This window comes from Pararcticibacter amylolyticus (assembly GCF_003130405.1).
GTDB classification, from domain to species: domain Bacteria; phylum Bacteroidota; class Bacteroidia; order Sphingobacteriales; family Sphingobacteriaceae; genus Arcticibacter; species Arcticibacter amylolyticus.
In genome coordinates this window covers 22,445-34,204 of record NZ_QEAS01000030.1, presented here as the reverse complement: position 1 = coordinate 34,204, position 11,760 = coordinate 22,445, and the positions used below count along the sequence as shown (strand labels likewise).

Annotated in this window: 11 protein-coding genes and 1 tRNA gene; 8 read left to right on the top strand and 4 right to left on the bottom strand. The window is 43.8% G+C overall.

What is annotated here, in order from left to right; translation table 11 throughout:
• Positions 1 to 330: 330 nt before the first annotated feature.
• Positions 331 to 440, bottom strand: a tRNA-Asp gene (locus DDR33_RS26050).
• A gap of 142 nt (positions 441 to 582) precedes the next feature.
• Between DDR33_RS26050 and DDR33_RS23475 the strand changes: the two genes are divergently transcribed.
• On the top strand, positions 583 to 1,059 hold the full coding sequence (locus tag DDR33_RS23475; protein WP_109418247.1) for an Lrp/AsnC ligand binding domain-containing protein: 477 nt from the start codon (positions 583 to 585) through the stop codon (positions 1,057 to 1,059).
• Between the two features lie 77 nt (positions 1,060 to 1,136).
• Here DDR33_RS23475 and DDR33_RS23470 read toward each other — a convergent pair whose 3' ends face one another.
• Together DDR33_RS23470 and DDR33_RS23465 are read right to left on the bottom strand one after the other, a co-directional pair.
• Entirely contained in the window at positions 1,137 to 2,123 is a 987-nt protein-coding gene (locus DDR33_RS23470) for a pyruvate dehydrogenase complex E1 component subunit beta (RefSeq protein WP_109418246.1), read from the bottom strand.
• 182 nt (positions 2,124 to 2,305) lie between these two features.
• Positions 2,306 to 2,719, bottom strand: coding sequence for a DUF4890 domain-containing protein (locus tag DDR33_RS23465; protein WP_109418245.1), 414 nt, complete (start codon positions 2,717 to 2,719; stop codon positions 2,306 to 2,308).
• A 178-nt stretch (positions 2,720 to 2,897) separates the two neighbouring features.
• On the opposite strand from DDR33_RS23465, the gene DDR33_RS23460 reads away from it, so the two are divergent.
• The 3 genes from DDR33_RS23460 to DDR33_RS23450 are packed head-to-tail and all read left to right on the top strand — an operon-like array spanning position 2,898 to position 6,949.
• Complete coding sequence (locus tag DDR33_RS23460; RefSeq protein WP_109418244.1) at positions 2,898 to 3,395, top strand: thioredoxin family protein; 498 nt, start codon at positions 2,898 to 2,900, stop codon at positions 3,393 to 3,395.
• 40 nt (positions 3,396 to 3,435) lie between these two features.
• The gene (locus DDR33_RS23455; protein WP_238387928.1) at positions 3,436 to 5,964 is read left to right on the top strand and encodes a M1 family aminopeptidase; all 2,529 of its coding nucleotides are present in this window, start codon (positions 3,436 to 3,438) and stop codon (positions 5,962 to 5,964) included.
• A gap of 55 nt (positions 5,965 to 6,019) precedes the next feature.
• Positions 6,020 to 6,949, top strand: a complete 930-nt coding sequence (locus tag DDR33_RS23450) for a hypothetical protein (RefSeq protein WP_202913829.1) — start codon at positions 6,020 to 6,022, stop codon at positions 6,947 to 6,949.
• Between the two features lie 5 nt (positions 6,950 to 6,954).
• Here the strand turns inward: DDR33_RS23450 and DDR33_RS23445 are convergent, their stop codons facing one another.
• Positions 6,955 to 7,554 (bottom strand): rhomboid family intramembrane serine protease, encoded by a 600-nt coding sequence (locus tag DDR33_RS23445; protein ID WP_109418242.1) that lies wholly within the window; start codon positions 7,552 to 7,554, stop codon positions 6,955 to 6,957.
• Positions 7,555 to 7,693: 139 nt separating this feature from the next.
• On the opposite strand from DDR33_RS23445, the gene pepT reads away from it, so the two are divergent.
• The 4 genes from pepT to DDR33_RS26045 form a co-directional block, all read left to right on the top strand.
• The gene (gene pepT, locus DDR33_RS23440) at positions 7,694 to 8,947 is read left to right on the top strand and encodes a peptidase T (protein ID WP_109418249.1); all 1,254 of its coding nucleotides are present in this window, start codon (positions 7,694 to 7,696) and stop codon (positions 8,945 to 8,947) included.
• A 13-nt stretch (positions 8,948 to 8,960) separates the two neighbouring features.
• Positions 8,961 to 10,001, top strand: a complete 1,041-nt coding sequence (locus DDR33_RS23435; RefSeq protein WP_109418241.1) for a sensor histidine kinase — start codon at positions 8,961 to 8,963, stop codon at positions 9,999 to 10,001.
• On the top strand, positions 9,998 to 10,708 hold the full coding sequence (locus tag DDR33_RS23430) for a LytR/AlgR family response regulator transcription factor (protein WP_109418240.1): 711 nt from the start codon (positions 9,998 to 10,000) through the stop codon (positions 10,706 to 10,708). Before DDR33_RS23435 ends, DDR33_RS23430 begins: the two co-directional genes overlap by 4 nt.
• A gap of 113 nt (positions 10,709 to 10,821) precedes the next feature.
• The coding region (locus tag DDR33_RS26045; RefSeq protein WP_238387927.1) for a carboxypeptidase-like regulatory domain-containing protein at positions 10,822 to 11,760 on the top strand (939 nt) is incomplete at its 3' end.

Genomic DNA, 11,760 nt, shown 5'->3' with positions numbered 1-11,760 from the left:
AAAATCTCCGCCACCGAGACAAGGAGGTGTGTCTGCCTGTTTCACCATCCTACAGTATTGTGTTGTTGTTTTAAAGAACTATGATACAAATATAACAGCCTGTTTTTTATTTTGCAAATTTTTTAACAAAAAAAGTTAAAAAATATTATTTAGTTAAATAATGTTAAAATGCGTTGACGATTTGACAATTTTTGTTTTTTGATTCTCTGGACTGAGCCGGTTCCTCCGAGCCCCGTTTGGCTCGAATTTCAGGAAATATTACAAAAAAATAAGCTCCCGATGGGCGAGAGCTCAAACTAACCAATTATAAACCTAAATTAAACGAAAGGGCTGTAGGGGAAGGAGTCGAACCTTCAAGGAGCGGTTAGTCCGTTACCGGATTTTCCGTTTTCTCCGCCACCGAGACAAGGAGGTGTGTCTGCCAGTTTCACCACCCTACAGTGTGTTAACGATTTTTTCACCGTTGTTTAATACAAATATAAATGTGTTCGTATATTTGTTGCAAATATTTTAACGAATTATTTTAATTTTTGTTAACTTTTTATTTACTTCGTAAGTATATTAATATCTTTCAAAAAATCAATGGAAAAGAAGAGCGTTAATTCAGAAATTGATAATCTGGACATGCAAATTCTGTCGATACTGATGGAAGACGCGACCATTCCCTATACCGAAATAGCAAAGAAACTGATTGTTTCGGGTGGGACCATTCACGTCCGAATGAAGAAAATGCAGGATCTTGGAATTATCAAAGGATCAAACCTGGTTGTTGATCCCCAAAAAATCGGGTATGACGTCTGTGCATACCTTGGAATATACCTGGAAAAAGGATCCACTTATAAGGATGCGGTTGCCAAGTTGGTGAAGATCAAGGAGATTGTTGAGCTGCATTACACCACAGGGGCATGGAGTATGTTTGCGAAGATCATTTGCAGGGATACTAACCATCTTCGTGAAGTGTTAAATGAGAACATTCAGACCGTGGAGGGGATCTCCAGAACAGAAACCTTTATCTCTCTTGAAGAGAGTATCAAGCGGCAGATAAACCTGGATTTATAATATAGTCTTCTTTTCTGATAAAAATAAAAAAAAGCCATTCTCTCGAATGGCCTTTTCTATTTTATATAGTGTGGTCCTTACTTTTTCACGTACAGGACATCCTTTACAGCTTTTACTACTCTTTCTGCATTTGGTAATGCTTCTTTGATTAGCGTAGGAGCATATGGAAGTGGCACATCTGCTGAAATGACTCTCACTACAGGCGCGTCCAGGTAATCGAATGCATCTTTCTGTACTTTGAATGCTATATCAGTTGAGATTGAAGCAAGAGGCCATGCTTCTTCCACAATAACCAAACGGTTGGTTTTCTTTACAGAGTTAATGATGGTATCGTAATCAATAGGGCGAACTGTGCGAAGATTAATCACTTCGGCATTAATTCCTTCCTTAGCCAGCTCTTCAACTGCCGGATGAACCACTCTCGAAAGCATTTTTCCGAAAGATACGATCGTAACATCCGTACCTTCCTTTTCTACATGTGCCTTTCCGATCTCAATATAATATTCTTCTTCCGGAACCTCACCTTTATCTCCGTACATAAGCTCTGATTCCATGAAAATTACCGGATCAGGATCCACGATAGATTGCTTTAAAAGACCTTTGGCATCATAAGGATTAGAAGGTACAACAACCTTTAATCCCGGGCAGTTAGCATACCAGTTCTCAAAATTCTGTGAATGCTGAGCTCCCAGCTGACCTGCATTTCCGGTTGGCCCGCGAAATACGATAGGCACAGATATCTGGCCGCCGCTCATAGAAAGAACTTTTGCAGCTCCATTGATGATCTGATCGATGGCTACCAGTGAAAAGTTAAAGGTCATGAATTCTATGATCGGACGAAGGCCGTTCATAGCAGCGCCGGTTCCGATACCAGCAAATCCCAGTTCAGCAATAGGGGTATCAATTACGCGCTTAGGGCCAAATTCATCGAGCATTCCCTGGCTCACTTTATATGCGCCATTGTATTCTGCTACCTCTTCGCCCATTAAGAATATCTTTTCATCTTTACGCATCTCTTCGTTCATTGCTTCACGAAGCGCTTCTCTGAACTGTATTTCTCTCATTGTTTGCTTGAATGATTGTTTGGAACGCAAATATACGCAGGATTGTTAGAGAAACAAGGATGGATTACAGAAGTGTACCGGGAGATAAGTGGTATGACAGTTTAATGGCAAATACGCACCTGGTAAAATAAAAACGGCGGGTTAAGCCCCGCCGTTCCATTGTTTAATCATTAGATGCCGGTTTAAGCATCCCCTTTTCTTTCCTTTAACTTCTTGTGGAACCCGCCCTTGTGCGATTTCATTTTTTCCTGGCGTTGCGATTTCAGCTCTGCATATGCCTTCTTCTGATCGCTGTTGAGTATTTTGTTGATCTTTTCATCCGAAGCATCGAACTTCTTTTTCTGCTCACTGAAAGCTTTTTTCCGGTCTTCACTTGCCTGGGCTCTTGTCTTCTCCATGTCTTTTGCCCGGTCGAGATTGATCTTGTAAATCTCTGTCTTTTGCTGCTCAGACAAGGCCAGTTTCTTTGCCATGTGATCTGTCATGATCTGAGCCTTTTCTTCCGGTGTCTTTTTTGTTCTTTCGGGTCTTTCCTGCGCATAAGAACCAGCTGTGATTCCTGTTAGTAGAAGCGCTGCTAAAATGATCTTTTTCATATTGCTATTGTTTATATCTAAGTGTGTGTGTTTAAGTAATAGATAGATTTGGTGGCAGTAGGTTTAAGCATAGAAATGTTAAAATTTGTTAAGAGCCAGCGGTTGAGGGGAATTAAGCAGGAAATGACAGATTGCTTTTTATCTTTGCTGTGTTAATCAGATAAGTGTGTCAATCAGAATGGTTTTTAAGATTTCTGCGCTTTGGTCAATCGTTTTACTATGCTGGGTTTGGAACCCGGTAAAGGCCCAGACAAAGTCTCTGTACGATCCGTCAGCTAATGCCGGGGCTGATATTGCCGCTGCGGTAACAAAAGCTGGCAAAGAAGGAAAACATGTTTTTCTTCAGATCGGGGGCAACTGGTGTGTATGGTGCCTGCGGTTTAATAAGCTTGTCACGGAAAATGATACGCTGAAAAAAGCAATAGACACGGGTTTCGTAACCGTCCATGTAAATTACAGTAAAGAAAACAAGAATGAGGAAGTTCTTGCGTCTTTAGGCTATCCCCAGCGCTTTGGTTTTCCGGTATTCGTGATTCTTGACGGGAAGGGAAAACGTCTGCATACCCAGAACAGCGCTTATTTGGAAGAAGGAGAAGGGCATAGTGCCAAAAAAGTTCTTGAGTTCCTGAAAGCCTGGTCGCCGGATGCATTAAGGTCCGAAAACTACCGGAAATGACAGGGTGATTGCCTGTGTCCATAAAAAAACAATGTTATCAATGAAAATAAGCGTGTTAAAGACTGCCGGAGTATTGTTGTTTTCTGCAGTGATCGGGTTCTGCCATCCGTCATCTGCTCAGGAGAATAAAGTGCTCGCTCCGGAATTCAGAATTTACAGGGAGACTCCTGAAAAGATCAACGACCTGGTGCATACGAAATTGGATGTGAGATTTGATTACGGGAAGAAATATCTCTATGGGAAAGCCTGGATCACGCTTAAGCCGCATTTTTATCCTGCAGATTCTCTCCGGCTCGACGCAAAGGGAATGGATGTCAAAAAGGTTTCGTTAATAGAGGGAACGAAATTATTGCCCCTTAAATACACGTATGATGGCAAATACATCCTGGTCAGACTAAACCGCACGTACAGCAGGAATGAAAAATATACAGTATTCGTCGATTATGTATCGAAGCCCGATGAACTGAAGGCAACGGGAAGTGCTGCGATATCGGATGCAAAGGGCTTATACTTTATAAATCCGGATGGAAAAGATCCGGATAAACCGGTTCAGATCTGGACGCAGGGAGAAACTGAGGCTTCTTCTGTGTGGTTTCCCACCATCGATAAACCCAATCAGAAAACTACTTCTGAGATCAGTATGACCGTTCCTGGAAAGTATGTCACGTTATCTAACGGGAAACTGGTATCACAAAAGAGTAATACCGACGACACGCGGACGGATACCTGGAAGATGGATCTCCCGCACTCCCCTTATCTGTTCATGATGGCAGTTGGTGATTTCAGAATATACAAAGACAAGTGGAAAGATAAGGAAATAAACTATTACCTGGAGCCGGCCTATGCCCCCTATGCTAAGGAAATTTTTGGAAATACTCCCGAAATGATAGATTTCTTTTCGAAGAAACTTGGAGTTGATTTTCCCTGGAACAAATATTCGCAGGTAGTAGTGCGGGACTATGTCAGCGGTGCCATGGAAAACACAACGGCTACCTTACACGGCGAATTTGTGCAGGCTACTTCGCGTGAACTTCTGGATGAGCATAAGGGAGAAGATGTGATTGCCCACGAATTGTTCCATCAATGGTTTGGCGACTATGTAACGGCCGAGAGCTGGAGCAATCTGCCAGTGAATGAATCTTTCGCCGATTTTAGTGAGTTATTGTGGAATGAATATAAGTATGGCAAAGATGCCGGGGATGCCCATGGATATAAAGCAATGGAATCTTATCTCAATTCTAAGCCTGATTCAGCCAAGCAGCTGATTCGTTTTCACTACCGCGATAAAGAAGACATGTTTGACCTGGTAAGCTATCAGAAAGGAGGGCGTATCCTGAATATGCTGAGAAATTATATCGGGGAGGACGCGTTCTTTAAAGGACTTAACCTTTATTTAAAACAGAACGCTTTTAAAAATGGAGAGGCTCATCAGCTTCGGTTGGCACTGGAAGAAGTGAGCGGGAAAGATCTCAACTGGTTCTTTAACCAATGGTTCTTCAGGAGCGGACACCCTGTTTTAAAAATAGATTACGCGTGGGACGAGGTATCTAAAACCCAAAAAGTGATTCTGCAGCAAACGCAGCAGGGGGATGTGTTTATCCTTCCCTTTGCCGTTGATATTTATGCTGGCGGGAAGAAGATCCGGCACAACGTTTGGATGAGAGAAAAAACGGATACACTGGATTTTGCGGTGCCTTCTAAACCCGACCTGGTAAACGTAGATGCAGAGAAGATCCTTCTTTCGAAAAAGGAGGATAACAAGCCTCTGGAGCAATTTATATATCAGTACTTTAATGCGCCGCTGTACCTCGACCGGCTGGAGGCTATAGAGGCTTGCTCTGAGAAGCAACTGCAGAATGCGGAAGCCAGAAATGTAATGATCGCTGCGTTAAAGGATAAATCCCAGGATCTGAGAATTCGTGTGATCAATGCACTGGAGCTGGGAAATAATCAGGTGAAGGACGCAGCACTGCCGGTATTAAAAGACCTGGCAGCTCATGACCCTAAAACGCTGGTTCAGGCGGCTGCCCTTGGGGCTTTGGCCTCTTTCAGGGACCCGGCTAACCAGGTGTTATTTGAGACCGGGATGAAAAGCCGTTCGTATGCCGTTCAGGGTGCTTCACTCCTCGGAATGGCTTTGATCACACCTGCGGAAGCATACCCTCTTGCAAAAAGCCTCGAAGCAGATAGCAGAGGCGAACTTGCCAAAGCTATCGTTACCGTATATGCACTGAAGGGAAGTACCGTTGATTTGCCGTTTGTGGAAAAAGCTTACAATAATGCTGAGCTTCAGTCGAAGGTTGAAATGGCACCGGCATATATAAATCTCCTTTCACGTGTAAATAACACTGCACTGGTTAAAGAGCGGGTAAGCGGCTTTAAAGATTTGGGCATAAAGTATAAACAATACGGCATTGATAAATTTATCCTTTCCCTCTTCGAACGCCTGAAGCAGGAGAAAGAGGCCCAGCTTTCATCAGCAAGTCCCGAGGTTAAAGAACAGCTAAACCAGCAGATTGCTGCAATAGTCTCTTCCATCCGCGAACTGCAAAAGTCCACGGAAGGCTGAAACCCGGATATCTTGCCATGTAAGCATAATTCATAAATCAAAAAATGTAATTCTCATGTCGCTCCCCCTTTTCCGTCCTTTTGATCATTTTGATTTTAGCGATTCAACGTGCTTCCTTACCGGTCAGAAAGCTGTTGATCACATAACCGTGTTCCCGGAATGGATGATCGGTCAGTTTGGTCTCTCCGGCAAACCGTTTAAAATGCTCGACGAACGGGTTGTTTCATACAGCGATATCAAAGTTCCTGTTTCGGCGGAAGCATTGTCGGCTCTCGGGCAGCTGGAATCCGAAATATCAGAAGCCTTTGCTCTGGGATATGAAGCAGTGAATGCCATGGATCCTGTAAAATTATTTCAGTGGACGGCAAAACAGGTATATGGAATTATTCATAATGAAGTCAGGGCAGGATTAAGGCAGCAGGCGGCTATAGGAGAGCCGTTTAATTTCTCTCAGGGCTTAATGCATAAGTTCGGGAATCTTCACCTGATGCTTCAGTCGCTGATCAGGCCGGTTGAATTTGAAGGAGTGCAGCCATGGACAATCAGGGTCTTCCCTGTACGCAATCCGGATGACACCTTTATCTACAGGGATGAAATAAACACGCTGGTATTTTCTCTTAGAATGGCCGATTTTGGTTTGATTGCCTGTCTTCAGGACAATGGAGAAAGTGCGCATTATCATCGCAGCATTCTTGAAAAAGTGAAAGGCAAGGCCCTTCAGCCGGAGCAATTCGAGGAGATCTGCGCCCGTTTCTTTTATTCTGCATACCTGTTTAACCGTTTACCTGAATATTCAGTTCTTTCAACGGATGAGGCAGTATATATAGAAGCTATGCCATTAAGGATTGCCAGTAAGCCTGTTTTTGATACATGGCAGGTAAAAACCTATGGCCAGGTACTCGAAAATTTCTGGAAACCCTGGGGCTATACCCTTTTTGAGATTATTAAAGATCCTGAAAAACCTATGAGCTTTATCGAGGATTAAAGCCTTTACATGCCAAGCTGGCGGAGAAACGCAGGAATTATTCCGGGAACAAAGATGATCGTAATGATGAGACCCGACAGCGCACCAAAGAAGTGGGCATCGTGATTGATATGACTCGATTGCCGCGAAGCGTAGGCACTGTAAACCAGGTATAGTATTCCAAAGACGACTGCATTCATCGGAATAAAAAAGACCCCGATGGTGGCCATCGGATTGAAAAGAATATAGCTGAAAACAACGGCAGAAATCGCTCCCGATGCCCCCAGGCTGTTATACCCGAACTGGTCCTTATATTTTAATATCGTGCTCATGTCACTCAGCGCCAGGCTGGCAACATACAGGATTCCAAACTGCCAGTGCCCCATCATTCTTTCAAGCGGGAAAGCAAAGAAATAGAACGAAAACATGTTGAAAAACAGGTGCATCCAGTCCTGGTGGATCATGCCGCTTGTGAAGATCGAATAAACACGCTGTCCCCTGCTTACGCTGTAAGGATGGAGCATGAATTTTCCGTAAATACCCGGGTTTGAAAATGCATATATACTGGTTACCAGCGTAAAAATAAATATAGCGCTTGCTACCGGCGTTTGATTAAGATATTCCATCATAAGGTGCGAAATCTACGAAAAAATAATTGATATATCCTGGCTGGACAGTGGTACAGGGAGACGTATGATATTTTATCTCCGCTGTTTTAACATCCGGTTTGCATCTGTACATTTACATTTTAAACGAAAGATTTATATGGACGCTATAAAAGATTATTCATTTACTGTTTTAGAACGGTTTATGAAATATGTAACGATAGATACTCAATCAGACCCCTATTCAAAAACGACCCCTTCTACAGAGAAACAAAAGAATCTCGGAAAAATTCTGGTAGAAGAGCTCCATGCAATCGGAATTGCAGACGCCGAACTGGATGAGCATGGCTATGTATATGCAACAATTTCCGCTACAACAGAAAAGGAGGTACCTGTAATCTGTTTTTGTTCGCACATGGACACCTCTCCCGACTGTAGCGGTACTGGTGTAAAGCCCGTTATTCACAGGAATTATAACGGGGGAGATATCATATTACCTGCTGACCCTGCACAGGTTTTAAGACCTGCAGATCACCCTGATCTAAAGTATCAGAAGGGCAACGACATTGTTACTGCCGATGGAACTACCCTGCTTGGAGCCGATAATAAGGCTGGCCTTGCTGAGATAATGGACGCTGCCTGTTTTCTCATGAAACATCCGGAGATAAAACATGGGAAGATCCGGATATTGTTCACGCCGGATGAAGAGATAGGACGGGGAGTCGATAAGGCAGATCTGAAGAAGCTGGGAGCCCGGTTCGCCTATACAGTCGACGGGGAGACCTGCGGTTCTATCGAGAATGAAACTTTTTCAGCAGATTATGCTGTCTTAAGCATTAAAGGTGTCAGCTCACATCCCGGCTTTGCAAAAGGGAATATGGAAAGTGCCCTTAAAATAGCATCGGAAATTGTTTCCGTCCTTCCCAAGGATCGTCTGTCTCCCGAAAGCACAAATGCAAAAGAGGGATTTATTCATCCTATTGCAATAAAGGGGACCGTTGAGGAAGCAACTATTGAGTTTATTCTGAGGGATTTTGATGATGCCGAGCTTAAGAATCATGAAAGGATACTTCATGCCATTGCAGAAGAAGTAATGGAAGGTTATCCCCGCTCATCTTTTTCGCTTGAGGTGAAAGAACAATACCGCAACATGAAGAGAATTCTGGATCAGCATCCCGATCTGATCCGTTTTGCAGAAGAAGCCGTGAGACGCGCAGGACTCGAGCCGAAGCTTCAGAGTATCAGGGGTGGAACTGATGGATCAAGGCTTTCATTTATGGGTTTACCCTGCCCTAACATCTTCGCCGGAGAACATGCTTTTCACGGCAAGCAGGAGTGGGTATCTGTACAGGATATGCAGAAAGCGGTGGAGACCATTGTTAACATTGCAGTGGTATGGGAGGAACTCAGCTAGCTGACTGATAAGGATGGACGGGAAAAGTGAAAAAGGCTACCGGGCGTATCTTACCCCAGCCATACACGTGCTGTTCTGGGTGTCGCTCTATGTGTTGCTCAATCTGCGGTGGTTCTGGGGAACGGGCCCCCGCATCCCGGTCAATATGCAGTACCGGTTCCTTTTCAACAGCATGCTTTTGGTCGGCTTTTTTTACCTGAATGCCTTCTATCTTTTCCCGGTATGGTACCGGAAAAAGGGGTGGATAATTTATCTCCTGCTGATCGTGCTTGCCGTCATTGTTCTGACCCAGTTCCACAATGTCCTTTCTGATGCTTTATTTCCGCTAAAAAATCATTGGAGAGGACGAAGGGGGACATCTTTCTATTCTGTGCTTCCCTATATTTTTATATTAGGGATAAGCATCAGCTACAGGATCATATCGGATTCTGCCCGGCAGGAAAGACGGCTTAAGGAAAAGGAAAATGAGACACTTAAAACTGAGCTGGCTTTCCTGCGGTCTCAGGTGAGCCCTCATTTTATGTTTAATGTGCTGAATTCCCTGGTTTCCCTGGCCAGGAAAAAATCGGATCTTATGGAGCCTTCCCTTATTCAGCTTTCAGGTTTAATGCGGTATATGCTTTATCAGAGCAACAGCGAAAAAATATCCCTGGATCAGGAAGTAAAGTATTTGAAAAGCTTTGTAGATTTACAGTTATTGAGATTTGGTGATGATCTTGAACTTGAGATGGCGTTCCCGGCTGATCTTTCGGGTTACGAAATTGAACCAATGCTTCTGATTGCACTTGTAGAGAATGCCTTTAAACATGGAGTCGGAATGGCTGATAATCCGGTTATAAAAATCAAGCTTAACCTCGAAAGAGAGACCGGTTCTCTTTCTTTTACCGTGGAGAATACCATAGCCTCCTTTAACGAGATGAAGGATAAGAGTTCGGGTATCGGTCTTTATAACATGCAAAGACGCCTGGAGCTTTTGTATCAGGGACGTTATCAAATGGAAACATCGCAAACCGGAAATACTTTTGTGTCAAACCTGAAGATAAAGCTGCAATGATACGTTGTTTAGTTGTTGATGATGAAAAGCTTGCCATCGAGCTCATGGAAGATAATATCCGCCAGGTTCCATTCCTGGAGCATGCTGGAAGCTGCAGGAACGCGATGGAGGCAACTTCTTTCCTGAGCCGCGAGCAGGTAGATCTTATCTTTCTTGATATTCAGATGCCCGGGCTTTCAGGCCTCCAGTTTATCGGGAGCCTTGCAAAGGCTCCAATGATCATTCTGGTTACGGCATATGAAAAATATGCGCTTGAAGGATTTAATCTGGATGTACTGGATTATCTTGTAAAGCCGGTTCCTTTTGAGAGATTTTTCAAGTCTGCTAATAAAGCAAATGAGTTATTCTTGCTCAGAAATCAGTCAGATGCTCCGGTTTCTGCTGCGCAGGAATATCTTTTTGTGAATGCGGATTATTCACTTGTCCGGATCAATATCCCGGATATCCTCTATATTGAGGGACTGAAAGACTATATCAAGATTTATCTCGTTCATAACCCCAAACCCGTTATTACCCGTTTAAGCATGCGGCATATGGAAGAAAAGCTCCCGCAGGGCAAGTTCTTACGGGTTCATCGCTCTTATATTATTTCCCTTGATAAGCTGCTTGCGTTTAAGAAGAACCGGGTTCTTCTTCCGGAGGTCGAAATTCCGGTTAGTGATAACTGCCGGGAAGCCCTTCTCTCTTACATGGGACACCAGATATAGCAACCATCTCTGAAATAGGGCTGTTTGTCGCGTTATTTTACCAGCCTGTATCTTTCGTGGAATGTCCGGATAATATGTTTTAAACTTGCAGCGCTAATCACTGTCATATAATCATGCCAAACACACACTTAACAATATTAGTGAGGAAATTATTGCCTTTACTGTTCATCATGCTGGCCCCCGGCTTCCTTTTCGCTCAAAGCGGAAGAACGGTAAGCGGCGTTGTCCGCGATTCGACTGGTACCAGCGTCATTGCTGCAACCGTTAAGCTTACCTCCCCAAAGGACTCCCTGTTTACGAGAACAGACATAGACGGGAACTTTACCTTTCGAAATGTTCAGTCCTCACAATTCGTTATCAGTGTGACCAGCCTCGGTTACCGGAATTTTAACCAGCGGTTCCTGTTCAAAGATGACACTGCTCCTCTTAAGTTAAATCCCATTACCTTAAAGAGTCAAAGCAAAATGCTGAATGAGGTGGTGGTTTCAGGGACTGCTCCTGTGACAATTAAGGAAGATACGGTTGAATATCGCGCAAGCGACTACCCGGTAAGAGAGAACTCTGTCGTGGAGGATGTGATCCGGAAACTGCCGGGAGTGGAAGTGGATAAGGACGGGAACGTAACTACTCAGGGTAAAAGTGTTACCCGGGTTCGCGTTAACGGGAAGGATTTCTTTGACGGCGATTTGAAAACAGCTACGCAAAATCTTCCCGCAGAAGTAATTGAGAAGATCCAGATAGTCGATGATTATGGTGACCAGGCAAATGCAAGCGGTATTCGCAATGGCGATCCTGAAAAGATCCTGAATATCACTATAAGTCCGAGTAAGAACAAAGGGATGATGGCCAACTTTGCCATTGGGGGAGGAAATGACGCCAGGGAGGATGTAAATGCCAGCATAAAAAATGATGGCAGGTACCTGGCTACAGGGATGGTTCAGCTTATGAACAATGATCAGCAGCTGGCCGGACTTTTAAATATTAATAATACCAATGCGTCACTTTTTGATTTTGGCGGAGGCGGTAATCAGCGGGGAGGAAGGTTCCGCATG